21 protein-coding genes are annotated in these 23,123 nt (G+C 70.3%); 13 read left to right on the plus strand and 8 right to left on the minus strand.

Features of this window, described 5'->3' with window-relative positions; translation table 11 throughout:
- Window positions 1–113 precede the first annotated feature (113 nt).
- Genes QGN31_RS00425 through QGN31_RS00435 form a run of 3 tightly spaced genes read left to right on the plus strand, consistent with a single transcriptional unit; the run spans window position 114 to window position 3,203 of the window.
- A complete protein-coding gene (locus QGN31_RS00425; RefSeq protein WP_014383514.1) occupies window positions 114–962 on the plus strand; it encodes a helix-turn-helix domain-containing protein in 849 nt (282 codons plus the stop codon).
- A 41-nt stretch (window positions 963–1,003) separates the two neighbouring features.
- Window positions 1,004–2,392 carry an MmgE/PrpD family protein gene (locus QGN31_RS00430; RefSeq protein WP_014383513.1) on the plus strand — a complete coding sequence of 463 codons (1,389 nt, stop codon included), beginning with the start codon at window positions 1,004–1,006 and terminating at the stop codon, window positions 2,390–2,392.
- Window positions 2,393–2,438: 46 nt separating this feature from the next.
- Window positions 2,439–3,203 carry a DUF2127 domain-containing protein gene (locus tag QGN31_RS00435; RefSeq protein WP_014386106.1) on the plus strand — a complete coding sequence of 255 codons (765 nt, stop codon included), beginning with the start codon at window positions 2,439–2,441 and terminating at the stop codon, window positions 3,201–3,203.
- A gap of 16 nt (window positions 3,204–3,219) precedes the next feature.
- Here the strand turns inward: QGN31_RS00435 and QGN31_RS00440 are convergent, their stop codons facing one another.
- Entirely contained in the window at window positions 3,220–3,834 is a 615-nt protein-coding gene (locus tag QGN31_RS00440; protein ID WP_008262317.1) for a PaaI family thioesterase, read from the minus strand.
- 93 nt (window positions 3,835–3,927) lie between these two features.
- On the opposite strand from QGN31_RS00440, the gene QGN31_RS00445 reads away from it, so the two are divergent.
- From QGN31_RS00445 to QGN31_RS00455, 3 genes are all read left to right on the plus strand, one after another.
- Window positions 3,928–4,773 (plus strand): SDR family oxidoreductase, encoded by an 846-nt coding sequence (locus QGN31_RS00445; RefSeq protein WP_008262316.1) that lies wholly within the window; start codon window positions 3,928–3,930, stop codon window positions 4,771–4,773.
- 152 nt (window positions 4,774–4,925) lie between these two features.
- Complete coding sequence (locus QGN31_RS00450) at window positions 4,926–5,090, plus strand: hypothetical protein (RefSeq protein WP_008262315.1); 165 nt, start codon at window positions 4,926–4,928, stop codon at window positions 5,088–5,090.
- A 24-nt stretch (window positions 5,091–5,114) separates the two neighbouring features.
- The gene (locus QGN31_RS00455) at window positions 5,115–5,726 is read left to right on the plus strand and encodes a class I SAM-dependent methyltransferase (protein ID WP_008262314.1); all 612 of its coding nucleotides are present in this window, start codon (window positions 5,115–5,117) and stop codon (window positions 5,724–5,726) included.
- Here QGN31_RS00455 and QGN31_RS00460 read toward each other — a convergent pair.
- Window positions 5,706–6,251, minus strand: a complete 546-nt coding sequence (locus QGN31_RS00460; RefSeq protein ID WP_008262309.1) for a CGNR zinc finger domain-containing protein — start codon at window positions 6,249–6,251, stop codon at window positions 5,706–5,708. The genes QGN31_RS00455 and QGN31_RS00460 overlap by 21 nt on opposite strands.
- A 148-nt stretch (window positions 6,252–6,399) precedes the next feature.
- Between QGN31_RS00460 and QGN31_RS00465 the strand changes: the two genes are divergently transcribed.
- Window positions 6,400–7,095 carry an SDR family oxidoreductase gene (locus QGN31_RS00465; RefSeq protein ID WP_008262306.1) on the plus strand — a complete coding sequence of 232 codons (696 nt, stop codon included), beginning with the start codon at window positions 6,400–6,402 and terminating at the stop codon, window positions 7,093–7,095.
- Between the two features lie 58 nt (window positions 7,096–7,153).
- Window positions 7,154–7,606 (plus strand): SRPBCC family protein, encoded by a 453-nt coding sequence (locus tag QGN31_RS00470; RefSeq protein WP_008262303.1) that lies wholly within the window; start codon window positions 7,154–7,156, stop codon window positions 7,604–7,606.
- Between the two features lie 17 nt (window positions 7,607–7,623).
- Here the strand turns inward: QGN31_RS00470 and QGN31_RS00475 are convergent, their stop codons facing one another.
- The 3 genes from QGN31_RS00475 to QGN31_RS00485 form a co-directional block, all read right to left on the minus strand.
- Window positions 7,624–8,370 (minus strand): methyltransferase domain-containing protein, encoded by a 747-nt coding sequence (locus QGN31_RS00475; protein WP_008262302.1) that lies wholly within the window; start codon window positions 8,368–8,370, stop codon window positions 7,624–7,626.
- 97 nt (window positions 8,371–8,467) lie between these two features.
- Window positions 8,468–9,853, minus strand: coding sequence for an adenylate/guanylate cyclase domain-containing protein (locus tag QGN31_RS00480; protein WP_009954459.1), 1,386 nt, complete (start codon window positions 9,851–9,853; stop codon window positions 8,468–8,470).
- Between the two features lie 40 nt (window positions 9,854–9,893).
- Window positions 9,894–10,499 (minus strand): TetR/AcrR family transcriptional regulator, encoded by a 606-nt coding sequence (locus QGN31_RS00485; RefSeq protein ID WP_008262290.1) that lies wholly within the window; start codon window positions 10,497–10,499, stop codon window positions 9,894–9,896.
- Between the two features lie 186 nt (window positions 10,500–10,685).
- Here QGN31_RS00485 and QGN31_RS00490 point away from each other — a divergent pair, with 186 nt between their 5' ends.
- The gene (locus QGN31_RS00490) at window positions 10,686–11,660 is read left to right on the plus strand and encodes an oxygenase MpaB family protein (RefSeq protein ID WP_043955900.1); all 975 of its coding nucleotides are present in this window, start codon (window positions 10,686–10,688) and stop codon (window positions 11,658–11,660) included.
- A 146-nt stretch (window positions 11,661–11,806) separates the two neighbouring features.
- Window positions 11,807–12,571, plus strand: coding sequence for an SDR family oxidoreductase (locus QGN31_RS00495; RefSeq protein ID WP_008262286.1), 765 nt, complete (start codon window positions 11,807–11,809; stop codon window positions 12,569–12,571).
- An 83-nt stretch (window positions 12,572–12,654) separates the two neighbouring features.
- Here the strand turns inward: QGN31_RS00495 and QGN31_RS00500 are convergent, their stop codons facing one another.
- Window positions 12,655–13,398 carry a cutinase family protein gene (locus tag QGN31_RS00500; RefSeq protein WP_043955515.1) on the minus strand — a complete coding sequence of 248 codons (744 nt, stop codon included), beginning with the start codon at window positions 13,396–13,398 and terminating at the stop codon, window positions 12,655–12,657.
- A gap of 300 nt (window positions 13,399–13,698) precedes the next feature.
- On the opposite strand from QGN31_RS00500, the gene QGN31_RS00505 reads away from it, so the two are divergent.
- The gene (locus QGN31_RS00505) at window positions 13,699–14,604 is read left to right on the plus strand and encodes an SDR family NAD(P)-dependent oxidoreductase (protein WP_043955513.1); all 906 of its coding nucleotides are present in this window, start codon (window positions 13,699–13,701) and stop codon (window positions 14,602–14,604) included.
- The gene (locus tag QGN31_RS00510) at window positions 14,594–16,165 is read left to right on the plus strand and encodes an AMP-binding protein (protein ID WP_014943170.1); all 1,572 of its coding nucleotides are present in this window, start codon (window positions 14,594–14,596) and stop codon (window positions 16,163–16,165) included. The genes QGN31_RS00505 and QGN31_RS00510 overlap by 11 nt, the downstream gene beginning before the upstream one ends.
- A 63-nt stretch (window positions 16,166–16,228) precedes the next feature.
- On the opposite strand, the gene QGN31_RS00515 is transcribed toward QGN31_RS00510, so the two are convergent.
- Both QGN31_RS00515 and QGN31_RS00520 read right to left on the minus strand, forming a co-directional pair.
- Window positions 16,229–21,061 (minus strand): cation-translocating P-type ATPase, encoded by a 4,833-nt coding sequence (locus QGN31_RS00515; protein ID WP_014381517.1) that lies wholly within the window; start codon window positions 21,059–21,061, stop codon window positions 16,229–16,231.
- A 171-nt stretch (window positions 21,062–21,232) separates the two neighbouring features.
- Window positions 21,233–22,186 (minus strand): sigma-70 family RNA polymerase sigma factor, encoded by a 954-nt coding sequence (locus QGN31_RS00520; RefSeq protein WP_014386099.1) that lies wholly within the window; start codon window positions 22,184–22,186, stop codon window positions 21,233–21,235.
- 156 nt (window positions 22,187–22,342) lie between these two features.
- Between QGN31_RS00520 and QGN31_RS00525 the strand changes: the two genes are divergently transcribed.
- Window positions 22,343–23,110: an SDR family oxidoreductase gene (locus QGN31_RS00525; protein ID WP_014943169.1), complete on the plus strand. Its 768-nt coding sequence runs from the start codon at window positions 22,343–22,345 to the stop codon at window positions 23,108–23,110.
- Window positions 23,111–23,123 lie beyond the last annotated feature (13 nt).

Raw genomic sequence — 23,123 nt, forward strand, 5'->3', positions numbered from 1 at the left:
CGGTAGCTTTCTCGAATAATCGACATAAGATCTCGAATGTTCGTACAACTGTAAAAATCGCGTAGCGGAGGAGTCAAGCGATTCGCGGATCGACGTCAGCGCCGACCGCGCGGGTGCTCGATGTCGTCGAGCTCCTTGCGCGGTCCGGAAGCGCGCGGCTGCGGTTCTCCGACGTGGTGCGCGAGCTCGATCTCACGCAGGCGACGGCGCACGCCATCCTCAAGACCTTGTGCGACCGCGGCTGGGCCAGTCGCGATCCGATCGCAAAGACGTTCGCGCTGGGGCCGGCGCTCGCCGTGGTGGCCGCCCGCACGGACACCGCCCGCCCGCTGGCCCACGCGGCGCGCTCGGCCGCGCTGCGCCTGTCCGGTGAAGTCGGCTACGCCTGTTCGGTGGTCGAGAAGTTCGGAGACTCCCTGGTGGTCACCGCATTTGAGGGCGAACCCGCCACCCAGCCGTCGGGCATACCGGGCGACCGCATCCCCTACGCACCACCCTTCGGGGTGGCGATGGCGGCCTGGGACACCGACGAGGAACAACGCGCCTGGATCCGCCGCGGCGCGGGCAGCAATGCCGATCGCACGCAGCGCCTGCAACAGGTCCTCGCACGGACGCGGGAACGGGGATTCGACATCGACTGGACGACACCCGCACTGGCCCAGGCCGTCCAGGTGGTCGGCACCTTGGACAGCAATGAGATGCCGACACCCGTGCGGCACATCATGGACCAACTGCTTGTCGAATTCACCACCATCGGGTTCCTTTCCGACGACAACCCCGGGCGTCGGAAGCAACCCGTGGTGACGATCGCCGCACCGGTCTTCGACGACCGGGGCCGCGTTTCCCTGATGGTGGCCGTGCACCCGTTGTGCCCGCTGAGCGCGCGGCAGATCCGGGACATCGGGGCGCATCTGACGGACGAGACGACGGCACTGAGCGGATCACCAGCATCAGCCGGGTAGCCTCGCCCCGGAGGCGAAAAGTCATGGCAGAGAACTACCTTGTGGACGAGCTGGCCCAATTCGTCGTCGGCGCGCAGGCATCTGACCTGACCGGGCGGCCCCGTGCGCTGTTGACGCGCAACGTGCTCGACAGCGTCGCGTGCGCCGTCGGTTCGTTGAACGGGGAGCTCATCGCGACGGTCCGTGAACACACCGCCCAATTCAGCGGAGACCCGACGGCAACACTGGTCGGCGGAGGCCGGGCATCGGTGGACCAGGCCGCGTTCTTCAATGCGGTGCTGGTGCGCTACCCCGATCTGCTCGACACCTACCTGACCGTGGGAGGCTTGTGCCATCCCGCCGACAACTTCGGTGCCGTGCTGGCGGTGGCCGAGCACACCGGCGCCGGCGGCGCCGACTTCCTGCTGGCACTGGCGGTCGCCTACGAGGTCCAATGTCGTTTCAGCGCACAGGTTCCCGTGATGGCACGCGGACTCAACCATGCGCTGCAACTGGCGATGTCGGTGGCCGCGGGCACCGCGAAACTGCTCGGGCTCAGTGCCGAACAGACCGCCAACGCCATCGCGGCCGCCGCTGCCGACAATGTGTCGCTGGCGGGCGTGCATGCCGAACCGGTTTCCTACTGGAAGGGCATCTCCCCGGCCAGCACCGGCATGCGCGCCGTCTACACGACAATGCTGGCGGCGCGCGGAGTCACCGGTCCCAAGTCGCTGTTCGACGGCCCTCACGGGCTGGTCCAATTATTCGGTCAGCCAATCGATTTCCACACCGCCGACCGGGCACTGTCCTGCGTCGAACAGACCTATCTGAAGCAGTACTGTTCGCTCATCCACGGCCAGGTGGTGATCGACGCGGTCCTGGTGCTGCGTGCCGAGAACAGTCTGCGCGGCGAGGACGTCGCGCGGGTCGGCCTCGAGGTCTTTCAGGGCGCATTCGACATCGCCGGCGGCGGTGCGTACGGCAACAAGGACCACCCGCGCACCAAGGAGCAGGCCGACTACAACCTCAAATACCTGAGCGCGGTCGCCCTGCTCGACGGGGGAGTCGGTCCCGAACAGCTTGAGACCGAACGGGTTCTGCGCGCCGACGTTCAGGACCTCTTGTCGCGGGTGGACGTCACGGCGGCCGACGATCTGACCGCGGGCTATCCGCAGCGCACGGCGGCGCGGGTGCACCTCAGGACGCACGACGGACGCGAATTCAGCCGCGAGCAGGACGATTACGAGGGATCACCCACCCGTCCGATGTCCTGGGATCGTGTCGTGGACAAGTTCTGGTGGCTCGCCGGGCCCTTTTGCGAGCGGGCGCTGGGTGACGAGATCATCGCGGCGGTCGCACGGCTCGACGAGATTCCCGTCGCCACGCTCACCGGACTGCTCGGCGCCGTGAGCCCCACCGCCCGGCGTCCGCGCACCGGGCCGCGCTTCTGACGCGCGCCCCCTTGCGCGTCCGGGCACGCGCGGTCGATGATCGGCCATGCCCAAAGAACGTGGCCTCAATCGGTGGGAGCTGGTTACCTGCGCGCTCGCGGGACACGTCACCTATGCGCCCGACGATCACGCGCTCGCGCAGCGGCTGAGCGGCACCACCGGTCTGGGTGAGGTATGGCGCTGTCTGCGGTGCGGTGAATTCACCGTCGGCCCGCCGCACGGACGCGGTCACGCCGAGGACGCGCCGATGATCATGCACGGCAAGGCCTTACGCCAGGCCATCATCATTCGCGCCCTGGCGGTGGAACGCCTGTTCCGCGCGATGGTGATCGTCCTGGCGGCCTATGCGGTGTGGAAGTTTCGCGGAGCGCGGGGCGCCATTCAGGCCACCCTCGACCGGGACCTGCCGATCTTCCGCGCCGCCGGTTTCAAGGTCGATCAGATGACCATCGTGCACGAACTGGAAAAGGCGTTGGCCGCCAAGCCGTCCACCCTGGCGTTGCTGACCCTGATGCTGGCGGGCTATGCACTGCTGGAGGTCGTCGAGGGCGTCGGCCTGTGGCTGCTGAAACGCTGGGGCGAATACTTCGCGGTGATCGCCACCTCGGTCTTCCTACCGCTGGAGATCCACGATTTGGCCAAGGGCATCACGATGACGCGGGTGGTGACGTTCACCATCAACGTCGCCGCGGTGATCTATCTGCTGATCTCCAAACGTCTGTTCGGCCTGCGCGGCGGGCGCAAGGCCTACGACGAGGAACGGCGCGGCGAGCAGCTGCTCGACGTCGAGCGGGCCGCGGCCAGGACCTGAATCTGCGGCGCGTCCGCTATTCCGCCGCCGGTCTGGGATGAATGAAAATACCCTCGGCCTCCACCGTGACGCCGTGCTCGTCGGCCAGGTGACCGACGGCGAACGTCTTGACGCCCTCCACACGCTCGACATGAGCCTGGGCCCGTAGTGGCCGTCCCAGCGCCGTGGGGCGCCGGTACCGCAGCGTGAGCGTGCCGGTGAACGCGGGCTTGTCGGGCTGGTGCGCGGTCGCGCCCAGCACATGATCGAGCACCAGCGCGCACACGCCGCCGTGCACGGTGTCCGGCGGGCCCTCGTAGGCGGCGCCCAGCACGAACTCCGACCACACCAGTCCGTCGGGTTCGTGATGGATGACCAGCGGCGGTGCGATCGGGTTGCGCAGGCCCACCACCGCGTTGCCCCACGCGATGGTCTGGCCATCGGGATTGCGGTGCACGCCGAACGGCCCGGGCTTCAACGCCCCGCTCAATTCCGCTGCCGCACTGTCGATCTTGGACGTGGCCGCCGCCACCGCCGCGGCGCCGGCCTCGGTGCGGATGCTGATATCGATGAGCCGGCGAAGCGATTCGGCCAGCGGCGCGTAGACCGACTCGAGCTCGCCGAAGTCGATGCAGGGCGTTTGGTCATGCATCTTCGCAACTTAACTCAGGTGTCCACCCAGCGGGCGGCGCCCCTCGGAAGCGTCCGGCGGGCCGGGCATACTGCCTGGGGAAGGAGGACCTCGATGGGGACCTACGCGATCACCGGATCGGCGTCCGGGATGGGGCGCGAGACCGCGCAGCGCCTCCGGGACGGCGGGCACACCGTCATCGGAGTCGACATCAAGGACGCCGACGTCGTCGCCGATCTGTCGACGCCACACGGGCGTAGCGAGGCCGTCGAGCGCGTCCTGGCGGCATCGGGCGGCAGGCTCGACGGCGCCGTGCTTGCGGCCGGACTCGGGCCCAGTCCCGGGCCGGATCGCCTTCGCCAGATCGCCCAGGTCAACTATTTCGGGGTCGTCGACTTACTGACCGCCTGGCGGGCGGCGCTGGCGGCCTCCGGGCGCGCCAAAGCCGTTGTCGTCGCCAGTAATTCGACGACGACCGTGCCCGCGGTGCCCCGCCGGGCCGTGAGGTCCCTGCTCGCGCACGACGCCGACAAGGCGTTGCGCTCGGTGCGGCTGTTCGGACCGGCCGCGCCGACCATGATGTACGCGGCCTCGAAAATCGCTGTCAGCCGTTGGGTGCGGCGGCATGCGGTGCTGCCCGAGTGGGCCGGGTCCGGCGTGCGCCTCAACGCCCTGGCGCCGGGTGCGATCATGACTCCGCTTCTGGCCGAACAGTTGTCGGACCCGCGGCAGGCCAAGGCCGTCGAATCGTTTCCGGTCCCGGTCGGTGGTTTCGGCGACCCGGGGCAGATGGCAGAGTGGATGTGCTTCATGTTGTCGGACGCCGCCGACTTCCTGTGCGGCACGGTCATATTCGTCGACGGCGGCACCGATGCCTATTTCCGGTCCGACGACTGGCCGAAGGCCGTGCCGGTGGGCCGATTGTCCGGGTACCTGCGCCGGTTCAGGGCCTTTCCATAAATTCTGCTGTTGCGTGCCTTTCGATATACCGGGAATGTGCGCTATCCCACAGCGCGGCTTTTCGTGACGTTTACCTCGGCGCGGCGTCCACGCAAAACGGCTGTGGTGCAATTGAATGAATCGGCGCACGGCCGAAAAACAAAGGATCAACTGTGACCACTCTTCCGTCCTGGGTCAGCCAGGGCTCCGCCAACCTCGACGTGGGCGCGCCCCTGAAGGCGCGCGCCTGCGACGCGCTGTACGCGGTCCTCGGCAGCAAGCGGCGCCCGGGGGCCACCGCCCCGCGCATCATGCCCAGGGGCGTCGAACGCTGCTGACGTCCGTCGGTCAGACTGGCAACGGTGCCTGAATACGCGAAGCACGACGACTACTGGAACCACAATTCCGCCTATCACCCGTGGCTGGTCGGCCTCGCCGCGCGGCGGCACGGCGATGTCTTCGACGTCGGGTGCGGCGAAGGGCTGCTGGCCCAGCGGTTGGCCGCGGTGTCCCGCAGCGTTGTCGGCATCGATGCCGACCCGGTCTCGGTGTGGCGCGCGGCGCAGCGATTGCAGTCCATCGACAACGCGTCGGTGGAACATGGGCGGTTCGAGGACCTCGATGGGGCCGAGCGGCGCTACGACCTGATCACCTTTGTGGCCAGTCTGCATCACCTGCCGCTGCGCGATGCCCTGCACAAAGCGCGTCAAATGCTGCGGCCCGCCGGGCAACTGGCCGTCGTCGGGCTGTCCGCCAACAAGAGCATCGCCGACTGGGTGTGGGCCGGCCTGTGCGTGCCGGGGGCGCGCGTCGGCGGGTTACTGCATCGGGAGACCCGCGACATCGGGGTGCCCGTTGCCGATCCCCGGGAGGGCCTCGACGAGATCCGGCGTGTCGCCGCCGACGTCTTACCCGGGGCCGCCATCCGGCGGGGCCTCTATTACCGTTACCGCCTACTGTGGCGAAACCGCTGAGCGCGTTGCCTTTTCGCGTTCGCGCCGGCGCGCCCGGGACGCCCGCAGGTTGACGGCGTTGCCGCACGTCTTGACGTCGTGCCAGACCCCGCTGTTGTTCTTCGAGCGGTCGTAGAACGTCGACCCGCACCGGTGGTTGTGGCAGCGCTTGATCCGCCGCCAGGTGTCGGCGTGCTGGCTCAGCAGGATTTCGCCCCACAACGCCGAGGCCAACCAGCGCCACCCGTTGCCGCTGGGATCAAGCCGCACCTCACCGGCATCGGACAGCCCGAAGGACGCGACGACACCGTGGGCGCCCCGAGACCTCGGCGGTTCGCCGTCCACCATCCGCTCGATGGTGGACCGCACCGCGCGAAGCCTGCCTAAATCCGCCTCACCCAGCTCCGGTGGCGACACGTCCACGCCGCGCGCGGACGACCAGGCCCGCACCGCGGCGTCCGCCCACTCGCGCGCCTGGCCCGGGTCGGCCAGCAGGTCCGGTCCGTACCCGTCGACGCCCCTCGTGTTGAGGAAGTCCTGGACCAAGCCCAGGCCTCCAGGCGCCGCGGCGCAGCCGTATCGCTGTGACGCAATCCACGATGAAGACATAGGCAAATACTACTTGACTGCGTCGCTGCCGACAACTAGATTGACGTAATCAAAGCAATTTTGCCTCAGTCAAAGGAGCAGGATCATGGTCAACGTCAACGGAGCGGCCGTGGTGGTCACCGGCGGGCAGCGCGGTCTCGGCAAGGCCATCGTGGCCGAGTTGTTGGACAGGGGCGCGGCGAAGATCTACGCGACGGCGCGGGTGCCGAAGCCCAGTGAGGACCCCCGCGTGATCGGCGTCGAATTGGACGTCACCCGGCCGGACTCGGTGGCCGCGCTGGCGACGACGGCGGCCGACGCAGAAATCGTCATCAACAATGCCGGCGTTCTCGGCGCCCGGACCCTGCTCGACAGCGACATCGAAGAGGTGCGAGCGGTCTTCGAGACGAACTACTTCGGCGCGCTGCGCGTCGCCAAGGCATTCGCACCCGTCCTGGCCGACAACGGCGGTGGTGCCCTCGTCGACATCGCCTCGATCCTGTCCTGGATGCCCGGATCCGGTGGGTACGGCGACTCCAAGGCCGCCCTGTGGTCGATGACGAATTCCCTGCGTGCCGAACTGGAGAAGCAGGGCACCCTGGTCATTGCCGCGCATCTCAGCTTCACCGACACCGACATGACCTCCGGCTTCGACGCGCCCAAGAACGACCCGCGCCAGGTGGCACGCGCGATCGTCGACGGCATCGAGGCGGACGACAAGGAGGTGCTGGCCGACGACGATACCCGCTACGTGAAGGCGGCGCTGGCCGGACCGGTCGAGGCGCTGCCCCGGATGCCGTGAACCGCCCGGCTCGACGTGGCCCGGCGCGGCGGGCGGCGCTCCGTGTTTGGATAGCGGTATGTCCGATACCGAACGCATCGTGACCGCCACCCGGGTCATGTCGGCCAACGCCGCGCGGATCTTCGAACTGATCGCCGACCCGTCGCGCCAGCCGAGCTGGGACGGCAACGGCAATCTGGCGTCATCGGCGCCCGGTCAGCGCGTGCGCGCAGTGGGTGACGTGTTCAAGACCACGCTGACCAACGGCGCGGTGCGGGAGAACCATGTCACCGAGTTCGTCGAGGGCAGCAAAATCGCTTGGCGCCCAGCCGAACCCGGCAAGCAGCCGCCCGGTCACCTGTGGCGCTGGGAGCTCAGCCCGGTCAACGCCGAGCTGACCACGGTGACCCACACGTACGACTGGACGGAGCTGACCGACGCCACCCGCCTCGAGCGCGCCCGCGCGACGACGACGGACATGCTGCGCGAGTCGATGGATCGGCTCGCCGCGCTGGCGCAGAGCGCCGAATAACAAGCCGCCCGGAAAAGTCAGCCCAGCTTGGCGCGCACCCACTGGAAGGTGCCGACGTTCTTGACCCGAACGCTGCTAAATCCGTTGTCTTCCAAGGTGTCGCCGATCTCGTCGTCGTCGAACGCGTGCGCCCCGACGTTGGGCAGCAGCTGCCAATAGCGGGCCAGCCGCCCGGCCGTCGGGACCATGATCGCCACCCTGCCCCCGGGCCGCAGCACCCGCGCGATCTCGGCGAGCGCGGCCTTCGGGTCCGGAACCAGTTGCAGCACGGCGGTCGACACCGCCGCGTCGAAGGTGTTGTCGCGCAGCGGAAGTCGCTGCGCATCGGCCTTGATGAAGCCGACCTGGGGCCCGGCCTCATTGCGGACGGCGCGGGCGAGCATCGGCTCGGAGATGTCGACGCCGAGGGCCAGCCCGTCGGGTCCGGCGGCCCGCGCCAGCGACGCGGTGACGTTGCCCGGTCCCGAGCCGACGTCCAGCGCGATACCGCCGGGCGGGATTTGCAACCACTCGAGCGGCAGCTGCCAGGCGCTGATCCACTGGCGAGCGAAGGCCTGGGCGTTGTCGTAGAGCATCGACCCGACTCGTGACGCCCACGCGGCCTGGATCGGGCCGGTGTTCTTCCCCACGCCGTCGTCGCCGGCCGAACCGGAGCCGAGCAGGTCGAGATAGCCGTGACTGACGTCGGGATCGGCCGGCGGATCGATGAGCAGGTCCAGTGCCCGCCGCAGCGCGGGAGGCAGCGTGATGTCCACGTCGGTCATGCGTAACTCCTTCGGGCAGCAGCCCCGAGCTGGACGCCAAATCGCACAGTGGGCTGGCGAAGATTCCCCCGTTGGGCAGCCTACGCCGCGCGCGGGGTTACCGGCGGACGGCGGCGTGCTCGCGGACGAGGGCGTAGAGGCGCCAGTAGCCCGGCACGCCCTTGAGGGCGGACTCGCCCCGGTCGCCGAAGCGGTGCCGCGATCCGGTGACGATGTCGCGCAGCGTCGAGGACACCAAGACCTCGCTCGGCCCGGCGAGGGCCGCCACCCGCGCGCCGATGTGCACGGCCATGCCGGCGATGTCGTCCTTGCCGGCGCCGCGCACCTCGACTTCGCCGGCGTGGATGCCGACCCGCACCTCGATGCCCAGCACTTGCACCGCGTCCACGAGAGCGTCGGCGCAGGCGAGCGCGGCGCTCGGGCTGCTGAACGTCGCGACGAATCCGTCCCCGGCGGTGTTGACCTCGCGGCCGCCGAAGCGCTGCAGTTCGTGCCGCACGATCCTGTCGTGGTTGTCCAGCAGGTCGCGCCAGCGGTAATCGCCGAGCTCGGCGGCGCGCTCGGTCGACCCGACGATGTCGGTGAACACGATGGTCGTGAGCAGCCGCTCGGCGTCAGAGGCGCCGCGGATCCCGGTGATGAACTCCTCGATCTCGTCCAGCATCGGCCCGGTGTCGCCCACCCAGTACAGGACGTCTTCGCCGGGGAGCTCGACCAGGCGCGACCCGGGGATGCGCTCGGCGAGGTAGCGCGCGTGCCCGACGGGGCTGAACCGCGGGTTGTCCCGGTGCAGGATCAGCGTCGGCACGCCGACCCGGTCCAGCCGGTCGCGCACGTCGCCCTCGCGGATCTTGCCGATGAACGCGCGCGCCATGCTGGGCGACGCCGCCCGGTTGCCGGCCATGTCCCACCACGACCGGAACGCGTCGTCGTGCGCGACGCTGGGGGCGATGATGCCGAGGATGTCGAAGCCCCGCTCGACGGCGTCCGGCTCGATGGCGACGGTGGTGTAGGGGTCGGCCTCGGCGAGATCGGAGCCGAACGGGTAGTCGGGGGCGCGCAGCGTGCGCGCCTGGCCGTTCACGATCACCAGGCTGTTCACCCGCTCGGGGAAATCGGCGGCGAGAACCACCCCGGCCAGCGACGTGAAGCTCGGAGCCAAGATCGTCGCGCGCTCGCATCCGACCGCGTTCATGACCGCGATCGCGTCGTTGGCCCAGGATTCCGCGCCGATCATGTCCAGCGACGGGACCCGGGAGGACAGCCCGATCCCGCGTTGGTCGAAGCGGATCACCCGGCAGAAGGACGCCAGGCGCCGATGAAAGCGGTACATCGACGGCTCGCTGTCGACGCAGTCGATGGGGATGAACGGGCCCGGCAGCACGAGCAGGTCGATCGGGCCATCGCCGAAGACCTGATAGGCGATGTCGATCTCGCCGCAACTGGCATACCGGGTCCGTGGAGCCGCAGAACTCCCAGCCACGGATCGAGCGTAGTTCAGGGCACCGACACCGCAACGGCCTTCAGGGTCCGATGATCGGAACCAGATAGCGGGCGGCGTACTCGCGCACCGCCGCCGGGTCCGAGGTGTCGAGCCGATCGGTGGGAAAGACGATGATGCCGAGCGCGACGCGCAGCAGGATGTCGGCGACGTTGTCCAGGTCGGTCCCGGACATCTCGGCGCCGCACCGCCGCAGGGTATGGGCGATCCCGTCGGCGAACTGGCGGATCGGGAACACGTGCGACCGGGAGAACATCCCGAACAGCTCCGGCTCGCTTTCGGCGATCCGCGAATACAGCGGGGAGTCCTGCACCAGGCGCACCCCGAGCGCGAACGCCTCGACCACGGCCTCCCGCGGATCACACCCCGCCGTGGCCTGATCGAGCGTGCTGAAGAACAGCTCGGCCTCGCGCCGCACCACCTGCCCGAACAGCTTCTCCTTGGTCGGAAAGCGGCGATAGATGGTGCTGCGGCTGACCCCGGCCCGGGTGGCGACGTCGTCGATATTGGCCCGACGCACGCCGTAGGTCTCGAACACGCCGCGCGCGGTGTCCAGGATGGTGCGATCGAGATCGGTCAGCGCCTCGGCGGAAGCGGAGTGAGAGGCCGAGCCCGGTTCGGACTGCATGATTGGCGGCATAGTATCAACTCCCCGGCACGGTTCATCGGCGCTTTTCGGCGCGAGGAAAGCGGCGCGGCCCACCGGCGATGTGCGAGGCCGCGGGATGGCTGCTAGGCTCTGAAACAAAGATACGACTTTGTGTCACTGGTTCACAACGCGTGGCCGGCTCAGCGCGTGCATGAGGAGGTGGGCATGACCGCCCGGAACGACGAACTCGCCGCCCCGAGCGCGGGATCGCGTTTCGACAGCGGCGTGCGCGAGGCCGTGCCCATGCCCACCGACGGCCCCGACTGGTCGGCCACCGACGACACGTCACCCCGGCTGGGGCCCGATTCGTTGATCTGGAAGTTCTACGGAGACAACCGAACCCAGCTGTTCGGATTCCAGCGCACCGCCGGGGTCGAGAACTGCATCGAGCAGCTCGCGCAGGGCGTGCTGGACCACTCGGTGATCTTCAGCGACACGCTGGGCCGGGCCAAGCGGACCGCGCCTCCGCTGATGAACACGGTCTACTCCGAGGACCCCCGCGAGTGGGGGCGAAAGGTGCGGGACTTCCACAAGACCATCAAGGGCACGATCAGCGACGGCTCGCGGTATCACGCGTTGAACCCGGAGCTGTTCTACTGGGCCCACGCCAGCTTCGTCGACCAGGTCATCTACAACACCGACACCTTCATCCGGCGGCTGTCGCACGCCGAGAAGGAGCAGATCTTCAACGAGGGCAAGGTCTGGTACAGCCTCTACGGCGTCAGCGACCGCGGCCAGCCGCAGACCTACGACGACTTCGTGGCCTACTGGGACGAGATGCTGGACCGGTTCGTCCCGCACAAGACCGTGCTGTACGGCACCGGCTACATCCGCAAGGGCATCCCGGGCCCGCGCTGGATGCCCAAGCCGATCTGGAACGTGGTGTCGGCTCCGCTGAACGCCTATACCCGGCTGGTCGTCGTCGGAACGCTGCCGCCGCAGATGCGCGAGGTGTGCCAGCTGCACTGGGATGCCAAGAAGGAGAAGCGATTCCAGCGCTTCGCCGCGGTCATCCGGGCGCTCAACCCGCTGATCAACCGGCTCCCCGTCAAGGCGCTCTACACCCCTTGGGCGGCCCGGGCGTGGGCCCGCGCCGGCGTCGACCCGCGGAAGTTGCACAACCGGGCCGCCGCGGCATAATCCCGCCTCCGGCGGCCCGCCCTCCGAGGGTGCCGGCCGTGACATCGCGCGGGTGGATAGGGCATCGTGGTTAGCCGGCTTCCCAACGGGGCATTCCGCTGCGTCGGTCGGGTGTGCCGGTCGAGCGAATCCGAAGGAGAACCGCGATGCAAATGACAGGCAATACGGTTCTGGTCACCGGCGGTGGTAGCGGAATCGGCCGCGGTCTGGCCGAATCTTTTCACCGGCTGGGCAACCAGGTGATCATCGCCGCCCGACGCAGCGACCAGCTACGGGCCGTCGCAGAGGCCAACCCGGGCATCCAAACCCTGTCGCTCGATCAGGGCGACGCCGCGGACATCCGGCGGTTCGCCACCGAGGTGACCGACCACTACCCGGACCTCAATGTGCTGATCAACAACGCCGGCATCCAGCGGGTCGAGGACCTCACCAGCGGCAATGTCGGCCTGGCCGAGCAGTCCGTCGCCATCAATCTGCTGGGCCCCATGCGGCTGACCGCGTCGTTGCTGCCGGCGCTGCTGCGCAAGTCGCACGCCACCATCCTCAACGTCACGTCGGGCCTGGCGTTCATGCCCAGCGCGCTTACCCCCACCTACTGCGCCTCCAAGGCGGCGCTGCACTCCTACACCGAATCGCTGCGCTTCCAGCTGCGCGACACCTCGGTCCAGGTGATCGAGATCATCCCCCCGCACGTGCGCACCGCCCTGCAGGGCGAGCGGGGATTCGATCCCCGGGCGATGCCGCTCGACGAGTACATCACCGAGACGATGACGCTGCTGCAGACGCAGCCACAGGCCAACGAGATCGTGGTGGAGCGCGTCAAGATGTTCCGCTACGCCGAGCGTGACGGCACCTACGACGACATCTATCCGCGGTTCAACGAGACGATCACCGCCATGTTCGGCAGCTAGCGCCGCCCCCTGTACGCCCGCGGGGCGCGGGCCGAGATCCCGTGTGACACAGGGCGATAAAACCCCGCCAGCGGGTTAGCCGCTCACTCTCCAAAACCGCCGTGCGGCGACGCGACCGACATCGCGCCGGGGCTACCCATGCCGAGGTGGCTGGAGGCGAAGGCGACGCCTTTGTCGATGATGGAGCCGTCGTCGGCGTAGGTGTTGTGGGCGGCGAAGTTCATGCCGTCGGAGCAGACGGGGTCTTCGGTGGCGCAGACTTTGAGGGTTTTGTCTTGGTAGGCGGGTCCGATGACGACGGGGGGTTCGCCGAGGAAGTTCATGGCGCGCACGTTGGGCATGCCGAAGAGCACGACTGAGGAGACGTGGTTGGCGACGTCGGGGGACAGGGGTTCGGGGACGGTGGCGGGGTCGATGCCTTCGGGGACGGCGGCGGAGGTGACAAAGCCCATGACGGCGGCGCCTTGGGAGTAGCCGCCGAGGACCATTTTGGTGTTGGGGCAGTCATGGGCCATGGATACGACGTGGGCGCCGGCGTCGCGGATGCCGTCGATGCCGGTGTCCCATTGGTCGGTGGCGGGGTAGTTGACGGGGTAGACGTCGAAGGAGCGGTCGCCGACGCGTTGGTGCAGGGCGTCGACGAAGGCTTGGCCGGTGGGGCCGACGCCGGGTTCTTCGCCGGTGCCGCGGGCGAAGACCACTTGCACGTCGGGACATTGGGCGGCGGCGGTGGGGATGAGGGAACCGGAGACGGCCGAGGCGGCCATGCCCGATGCGGCGATAACTACTGCTGGACCAAAAGAACGAACAATGCGACGCGCAAACATGCCGCCATTGTGCCCATTCGACACGCGGCCTAAACAATGGAAACGCCGAAATTACCGTGTTCTCATAAAAGAACCGCCGCTGCTGCGGCCGGAGCGAGATCGGTTGTGCGCGGCGCTCATCCGGCATGAGCGCCCCGGCACCTTGCGTCCCGCCCCTCATTGCGAGTGCCACCGGGTCGTCTCGGCCGGGCCGAAGCGCGGACCCGGGCCGCAATGTGGTCTGCTACTTGTAGTTACGGGTCGGGACACGGTTGAGCAGCAGCCACGTCCCGGCCAGCGGCTCGAATGAATGCGGCAGCGATGTTGAACGCAGTAGCCCAGGCCCTCAACGCGGTCCTCACCGCGGCGGGCGACCACGTGGCAAATCCGGCGCGGGTGTCGGATCCCGACAAGCTGCGCGCCGCCGCCTCCGGCAAGACCGCGTTGGTGACCGGCGCCTCCTACGGCATCGGCGAGGCGACCGCGCGCAGGCTCGCGGCCGCCGGTGCGACCGTGCTCGCGGTCGCCCGGTCCGAGGAGAGGCTCGGGGACCTGACGGCGTCGATCAACGCCGGCGGCGGGCACGCGGTCGCCTACCCGACCGACCTCACCGACGAATCCGCGGTGAGCGGCCTGGCCAAGCAGATCACCGAGGAGCACGGCCCGCTCGACATCGTGGTGAGCAACGCCGGTAAGTCGCTGCGCCGCTCGCTGCACCACCAGTACGACCGCCCGCACGACTTCCAGCGCACCATCGACATCAACTACCTGGGGCCCGTCCGGCTGCTGCTGGGACTCGTGCCCGCGATGCGCGACAACGGCAGCGGGCACATCGTGAACGTGTCCAGCGTCGCCGTGCGGGTGGCGCCGGGCCCGCAGTGGGGCGCCTATCAGGCATCGAAGGGGGCTTTCGACCGCTGGCTGCGCAGCGTGGCTCCGGAGCTGCACGCCGACGGCGTCGACGTCACGACCATCTACTTCGCGCTGGTGCGCACCCGCATGATCGCGCCCACGCCCCTGCTCGGCCGGTTCCCCGGCCTGTCACCGGATGACGCCGCCGACGTCGTCGCGAAAGCGGTCATCGAGCGGCCCCGCACCCTGGAGCCGCCCTGGGTGCTGCCGGCCGAGTTTGCCTCGGTGCTGTTGGCCGGGCCGGCCGACCACGCCGCCCGGCTATGGCACCGCCGATTCCTCACCGATGCCGACGGGGGCGACCGTGACCACTGACCGCGTCGCCACCGCCGCCGCCCGCGCCCTGGTGCACTCCGGCCTGCTCACCCCGCCGTCGCCGGCGGCGGGCTTGCGGCTGCTTCGCGAGGCGCGCCGGGGCGGCACGAACCCCTACACGCTGCTGGCGGTCACGGCGGCCCGCTGGCCCGACCGCACGGCGATCGTCGACGACGACGGCGCCCTGAGCTACCGCGAGCTGCAACGCCAAACCGAGTCCCTGGCGCGGCGGTTGGCCGCGGACGGGGTCGCGCCCGGTCGCGCGGTCGGGGTCATGTGCCGCAACGGGCGCGGCTTCGTCGCCGGTGTCTTCGCCGCCGCGCTGCTGGGCGCCGACGTCGTCCCGGTCAGTACGGAGTTCCGCAGCGACGCGCTGGCGGCCGCCGTGCAGGCCCACCGCATCTCAACGATGGTCGCCGACAACGAATTCGCCGAGCGGATACGGGCCGCCGACGAATCGGTCGCCACGGTCGACCCGGCCACGGTCACCGCCGAGGAGGGCGCCCGGCGGCCGCGGGTGGCGGCGCCCGGCCGTATCGTGCTGCTGACGTCGGGCACCACCGGCAAACCCAAAGGGGTGCCGCGCGCACCGCAGCTGCGCTCCGCCGTGGGGGTCTGGGTGACCATCCTCGACCGCACCCGGTTGCGTACCGGTTCGCGAATCTCGGTGGCAATGCCGATGTTTCACGGCCTGGGACTCGGCATGCTGATGCTGACGATCGCCCTCGGCGGCACCGTGCTCACGCATCGCCAGTTCGACGCCGAGGCAGCGCTCGCCCAGGCGTCGCTGCACCGCGCCGACGCCTTCACCGCGGTGCCCGTCGTCCTCGCGCGCATCCTCGAGCTGCCCGAGCGGGTTCGGGCGCGTAACCCGGTGCCGCACCTGCGCGTGGTGATGTCCAGCGGCGACCGCCTGGATCCCACGCTGGGGCAGCGGTTCATGGACACCTACGGGGAGATCCTCTACAACGGCTACGGCTCCACCGAGGTCGGCATCGGTTCCCTGGCGACGCCCGCGGACCTGCGCGAGGCCCCCGAAACCGTCGGCCGGCCGGTGGCGGGCTGCCCGGTGCGGATCCTCAACAAGAGCGACCGACCGGTGGGGCCGCGGGTGACCGGACGCATCTTCGTCGGCGGCGACCTGGCCGGCAAGGGCTACACCGGAGGCGCCGGGGAAGCCAAGGCCGTCGTCGACGGCATGACGAGCACCGGCGACATGGGCTACCTCGACAACGCCGGCCGCCTGTTCATCGTCGGCCGCGAAGACGACATGATCATCTCGGGCGGCGAGAACGTCTATCCGCGCGCGGTCGAAAACGCGCTCGCCCGCCACCCCGCCGTCGCCGACAACGTGGTGATGGGCGTCCCCGACGAGCGGTTCGGCCAGCGGTTGGTGGCGTTCGTGGTGGCGCGGCCGGGCAGCGACATCGACGTGCCGGAGCTCCGGGAGTACTTGAAGAGCCGCGTCTCGCGCTTCGAACAGCCCCGCGACATCAACGTCGTAGACCGCATCCCGCGCAACCCGACCGGCAAGGTGCTGCGCAGGGAGCTGTCCGGCTGAACAGGATCGTCCGGCTCCTTACTCGCGCCGCTCCACGGCGCTCGCCGTCGCCGGACCGCGCGATCACTCCTCGGCGGGCTCCAACGCGGCGACCTGCTTGGCCAGCCAGTTGGGCGCCAGCGCCGAGATCACGGTGGCGCCCGCGGTGGAACCCAGCACCCCCGACCAGGCGACCGGACCCAGGGGCGTGCAGCCGAAGAACTGGCTGAGCACCGGGGTCTGCACGATGCCGACCAGCACACCGGCGCTGCCCAGCGCGGTCGCGATCACCAGCGGGCTGTGCCGGCGGGTCAGCAGCGTCTGCGCCAGCTGCGTCGTCACCAGGGCGGTCAAACCCATTGTCGCCGTGCGGCGTTCGGTGCCCGGCGTCCAGCGCCCGATGGCCCAGGCCGCCGTCGCCCCGGCCGCGGTCACCGCGCCGCGGGTGACGATCTGGCGCATCAGCGGCGCGTCGAGGGAAGGCGTGGGCCCGGTCAGCACCGCGCGCCGGTGCTGCCGGCGCGCCTCCTCGGCCTCCTCGGGCGACGCGTACTCGGCTTCGTCGGGCTCGACGTATTGCGACGTGACCGCCACCGCGAGCGCGGGGAACATGTCGGTGAGCAGGTTGACCAGCAGCAGCTGGCGGGTGCCCACCGGTGCACGGCCGGCGCCGAAGGCGGTGCCGATGATGGTGAACAGCACTTCACCGACGTTGCCGCCGACCAGAATCGTCACGGCGTCCCGGACGCCCGCCCACATGCTGCGGCCCTCGACCAGGGCGTCCATCAGCACGCCCAGATCCTCGTCGGTCAAGACGATGTCCGCGGCGCCGCGGGCGGCCGACGAACCCCGCCCGCTCACCCCGATCCCCACGTCGGCCATCCGGATCGCCGCGGCGTCGTTGGCGCCGTCGCCGACCATCGCGGTCACCCGCCCGCAGCGCTGCAGCGCGGCCACGATCTGCACCTTCTGCTCCGGGCTGACGCGGGCGAAGACCTGCACGTCGGCGACCATCTTGGAGCACGCGTCCTCGTCGAGCCCGGCGAGTTCGGCGCCGGTGATCACCCGCGCGTCCGCGGGCAGGCCCAGCTGCCGGGCGATCGCCCGCGCGGTGATGGGGTGGTCGCCGGTGATCAGCACGACGTCGCGGTCGGCGTCGGTGAGCGCCTCGATCAACGGGCGCGCCGACGCCCGGGCGGTGTCCGCCAAGCCCACGTAGCCGAGCAGCTCGAGGTCCTCGGCCGCGGCGTCCACGGCGTCGGCGTCGGTGTCGTCGTCGTCGGTCTCGTGCTTCCAACCGCGCTGCGCCACCGCGAGCACCCGCAGGCCCTGTTCGGCGAGACCGCGGACGACGCCCTCGGCCCGTTCCTGGTCGGCCTGCGGGTCGGCGAACCGGCAGCGCGGCAGGATGACCTCGGGCGCGCCCTTGAGGATCAGCACCGGCGCGTCGGCGGGATGCCCGTTGGAGCTACCCAGCGCGCCGATCGCGGCGGCGAAGCCGCGACTGGACTCGAAGGGCACCTCGGCGATCATCGTCCAGTCCGAATCGCCATGGCCGTTCAGCGAATTCGCGGCGGTGAGGATAGCCTCGTCGGTGGCGTGGGCATGGCCCTGGCCGTCCTGCGGCTGGGCGGACGCCCGCGCGGCGGCCCGCAGCAGCCCCGCCGATTGCGGATCGGTCAGTTGGGGCAGCGGGTCGTGCGGGTCGACCCCGACCGGCACGGCGCACACCACGCGTAGCCGGTTCTCGGTGAGCGTGCCGGTCTTGTCGAAACAGATGGTGTCGACGCGGCCCAGCGCTTCGATGGTGCGCGGCGCGCGGACCAGCGCGCCGCGGGCCGTCAGCCGCTGGGCGGCCGAGAGCTGGGAGAGGGTGGCCACCAGGGGCAGCCCCTCCGGCACGGCGGCCACCGCGATCGCGACGCCGTCGGCCACCGCCTGGCGCAGCGGGGCGCGGCGCAGCAGCGCCAACGCCGACACCGTCGCACCTCCGGCCAGCGTCAGCGGCAGCACCTTGCTGGTGAGTTCCCGCAGCCGCGCCTGGATTCCGGCCGCCGTCTCGACGTCGGCGACCGCCGAAATCGCGCGGTGCGCGGCGGTCCCGACGCCGGTGGCCACCACGATCGCCCGGGCGTGGCCGGCCACGATGGTGCTGCCCTCGAAGAGCATGCTGGCCCGGTCGGGGTCGTTGACGGCGACGGGGTCCACCTGCTTGTCCACCGGCAGCGACTCGCCGGTGAGCAGGGACTCGTCGACCTCGAGGTCCTCGGCCACCAACAGGCGGGCGTCGGCCGGCACCACCTCGGGGGCGGCCAGATCGATGACGTCGCCGGGCCGCAGCGACTTCGCGGACACCGTCGCCGTGCGGGTGGCGTGCTTGGCCGCCTCGAGCCGGCGGCGCGTCGTTGCGACCGCGGGGACGACCACCCGGCGCACCATCTGGTCCTGCTCGGCGAACAGCTCGGCGGCCGCGGATTCGGCCCGCAGACGTTGCGCCCCACCGGTTATCGCGTTGACGGTCATGACTCCCGCGACCAGCAGCGCGTCGATGTTGCTGCCGACGATCGCCGACGCGGCCGCCCCGACGGCCAGGATCGGGGTCAGCGGATCGGCGAGCTCGGTCCGGGTCGCCGACGCCAGCCGGGCCATGTTGTGCAGCGGCTTGCGCAGGGGCGCCAGGCCCGGGCTGTAGGACAGGTCGTCGAGACGGCGCCGCCACGAGGGTTCGGTCTCGACGGCCAGCGGCCGCGCGCCGCCGGCGAGCCGCGAATAGACGATCTCGGGATCCAGTGCGTGCCAGGCGGTCAGCGGTTGGGGGGTCGGGTCGGGCAGCCGCAGCACCCGGGTGGCCGAGAACGTTCCGGCCACCAGGGCCGTGGCCGCCGCGGCGTTGACCGGGTTGAGCCAGCGCCGAAAGCTCACCGGGTTGGTGGTCTTCTCCTGCTCACCGGTGACCAGCAGCAGCCCGGCCAGCGTGGTGCCGCCCTGGGCCAGGTGCACCGCCGACTCGCTGGCCGATCGGGCCACCGGAATCGCCGAGAGGATCCGCACCGCGTCGGCCAGGTCGGTACCGGTGATGATGTCCGCGGTCCACGCCGTGGCGGCGCGCGGATCATCAAGCGCCACACCGACATCGGCGATCGCGAGCGCGGCCAGGGTGTCGGTCGACGCGAAGTCGCGGTGCAGCGCGGTGATCAGCAGCACCGGTCCGCGATCGGCCCGCAGCTCGCGGACCACGTTCAACAGCGGGGTGCCGGGCGGGTGCGTCGCGCCGACGCTGGCGGTCAGGTCTTCGGTCCCCGCGACGTGGCGGAGCACCACCCGCGCGCCGGTGCGGTGCGCGGTCTGGAACAGCGGGATCGCGTACGGGTCGACCTCCCAGCCCACGTCGACGCTCCCGACGCATTCGCCGTCGACGATCAGGTCGGCGCTTTCCAGGCCCTGCGCGGGCGTGGCCGAAGGCCCTTGATTGCGAACCCATTTCAGTCGTGCACCGGTCGCCGGCAACTCGTCCGGGTCGGGCTCGGGCGCCTGTTCGCCGTGCAGCAGGGCGTCGGCGACCTCGTAGACCCGGTCGTCGTCCCAGCCGGGCGCGTCGCCGCGGACCCGCAGGACCGCGCGATGGTCGCCGCGCAGGGCGGCGCCGTCGATGACGACCACCTTCACCCGATCCAGGCGGCGCAGCGCGCCCGGGTCGAGAACCAGCTGTCCGGAATTGGCGAGCCCGCGGCCCAAAATCGCCGCGAACGCCTGTCGGCCCATGTGCGCGGCCCGCGGCACCCCGGCTTCGATGGCCGCGGCCGCGTCGTCGGTGCCGCCGCCGGCCACCAGCGCGCTGACCGCGGCGATCAGCGAGCCGTTCGCCGCGGAATCGACGTAGCTCTCCACCGGCCCGGCCATCGAGCCCTTCGCCTTGTCCATCGCCGCGTCGATGGTTCCCCCGACCACGACGTGCGAAGCCTCGCCGGCCGCCGCGGCCGCCCAGCTGTGCCGGGGCACCTCCGACTTGGCGGACGAGATGACCGGGACCACCGGGGCCTGTGGCCGTTGCGGCGAGGCCAGGTGGGGTTCCCGGTCCCGCCACACCCGGCGGTGCGCCGCCGCCTCGGAGACCTGCAGGGTGCGCTGGGTCAGGTCGAGCATCGGCGTGCCGAACGACTGCGTCAGGCCATGGGCGGCGGCCGTCGTGGCGGCCAGCGCGATGTCGGTGCCCACCCGGCCCAGCCGCTCCTCGAGGATCGAGACCATGCGCGGTTGATGGTTGATGAGTGCGGCCGCGGCCCGGGTGGTCTGCGGCGCCGCGGGCAGCCGGGTCACCCATCCGGTCACCGCGGCGCCCATCGCGATCAGATCCAGTGCCGCCGCGGTGAGAGGCACCAGAATCGCCAGGGGGTTGCCCGGGTCGGCGAAGGGCGCGGACGGCGTCGCCGCCTCCGACTTCGACCAAGTGATGTCGGCGGCGATGGATGCGACGGTCGAGCGCACCTCGTCCAAGACGGCGTCGTGGTCCGTGCCGTCGGACAGTTCAACCACCAACCGGCCCAACGCACCCTCGACGTGCGCCTCGGCCACGCCCGGGATTCGGCGCACCGGCTCCTCGACGGCGGGCGCGTACTCGCCCCAGCGGGGGAACGGCAGCAACGGGTCCAGGTCCAGGTGCACGCGTTGCCCGCTGTGCCAGCGCACCGGCGGCGTGATCGGGGCGGCGGCGTTGTCGGTGGACGTGTCCGCACCGATTGCCCGGCCCGTGGTTTGAACCACCGATTGCAGGACGGGGCCCGCGAGCTCGGCGACCGGGCCGGCCAACGTCTGCAGCGCGCCGGCGGCCCCCGCCGCAGTCGACACGCCTGCCCGCACCACCTGCGCGGCTCCGCCGGCCACACCGGCGACGACGTCGGAAACGCCGGGAATCTTCACTCGTCACCCTTCAACTACGTCTCCCGCGCCTAATGATCCTGGCGTGTGAAGGACCTGTCCACACGTGGGGCGGGAAGGTAAACCGTCCGACGACATCGATGACGATGCGGGTCGATGCAGGTCGGGCTTCCCAAGATGGCAAGGGCTGCGATCACGTCCCTGGGACAAACATTACCGGGTTGCAGACAAACCAAACGCGCTGAACAAGTCGGGGTCGAGAAAGACGGTGATGCCGGCGATCCCGTCGCGACCGGGGGTCAAGACGTGGATCGAATGGGCCCGCAACACGTGATCGGCGGCGCGGCGGTACTCGGCGACGGCGGGTTGCGCGTTCGCGGCGGTCGGAACCATCGCGATATCGCCGGGCTGCGCCACGGCACGCTCGGCAAGGAACTTCAGCACCGTGTCCCGGCCGGCGAACCACACTGGGAGGGGCGGCATTTCGAGTTTGACGTCCGCCTGCAGCAGCGCGGTCAGCGCCGCCATGTCCGCGTTTTCGAATGCCGCGCAATACCGGTCGAGCAGTTCGCGCCGCCGGGCGTCGCCCGGCTCGGCCATCTGTTCCTCGCTGGGGGACAGCTCGGCGAGGTGGGCCCGGGCGCGCTGTAGCGAACTGTTGACCGCGGCCGGCGTGGTCTCCAGAAGCTCGGCGACCTCGGCGGCGCTGAACTGCACGACGTCGCGCAGGATCAGCACCGCGCGCTGGCGCGCCGGAAGCTCCTGCAGGGCGGTCATCACGGCCAGCCGCACGCTCTGCTTCGCGGTGAAGTCCTCCTCGGGGCTCTTGAACATCATGTCGTCCGGGATGGGTTCGAGCCACGCGTGCGCGCCCGCCGCACCGAGGTCGGCGTCCGGGTCCATCGAGCCCTCGCCCAGCCCGGCCGGCAGCACGCGGCGGGCGCGGTTTTCCAGCGCGCGCAGACAGGCCGTCGTCGCGATCCGGTACAGCCAGGTCTTCAACGCCGCGCGTTCCTCGAAGGCCTGATAGCCCCGCCAGCCCCGCAAATACGTCTCCTGCACGAGGTCTTCGGCGTCGTGCACCGAGCCCAGCATGCGGTAGCAATGCGCGATCAGCTCGGCACGAAACGGCGCCGCCCGCTCGACGAACTCCTCCTGCGCCGGCAATGCCCTCTCCTCTCGGCCGCGTGGTGAACCTACTCCTGTAGAGACATCCGGCCGCCGAAATTCATCGGCCGGCAGCGATGAATTCGGCCGCCCCGCCGTATCTCAATTAGTGAAGTCGCGGCACGGCCGCAGTCCACGCGAGGAAGCGAGCACGACATGAACCAGACCCCAAACCCCGGCGCCGACGGGTTCGCCGGCAGCACCGCGATCGTGACCGGGGCCGGCCGCGGCTTCGGCCGCGCGATCGCCACCGCGTTGGCGACCGCCGGCGCCGAGGTCGTCGGCGTCGCGCGCACCCGATCGCAGCTCGAGGAGGTGCGCGCCCAACTAGGCGACACCTTCACCCCGGTGGTGGCCGACGCCGCCGATCCGGCGACTCCCGGCCGGCTCATCGACCGGCACCGGCCGCGCACCCTGGTGCTGTGCGCCGGGGCGGCGCCGCGGATGGCGCCGCTGCAGGATCAGACCTGGGAGTCGTTCAGCGACAACTGGAACTCCGACGTCGCGCAGGCGTTTCACTGGGTTCGTGACGCGCTGCGGCGCCCGCTGGCGCCGGGCAGCTCGGTGATCGTGATGTCCAGCGGCGCCGCCCTGGCCGGATCACCGCTGTCCGGTGGCTACGCGGGCGCCAAGGCGACCGTACGGTTCCTCGCCGGCTATGCCGCCCTCGAATCGCAACGCGCCGGGCTCGGGATCGGCTTCACCGCCGTGCTGCCGCGGTTGACCCCGGCCACCGGCCTGGGCGCGGCCGCCGTCGCCGCCTACGCCGAGCGCCAAGGCGTCGACGTCGACACCTTCTTACAGGCCGCCGGGCCCGCGCTCACCGCCGAACAGGTGGGCAAGTCGGTGCTCGAGATCGCCGCCGCCGGTCCGGACCACGACGCCTACCTGCTCACCTCCGCCGGCCTCGCGCCGCTGACCTGAAAACACCCGAGTT

The sequence above is a fragment of the Mycobacterium sp. 2-64 genome (genome assembly GCF_035918375.1).
In the GTDB taxonomy this organism is placed as follows: Bacteria; Actinomycetota; Actinomycetes; order Mycobacteriales; family Mycobacteriaceae; genus Mycobacterium; species Mycobacterium intracellulare.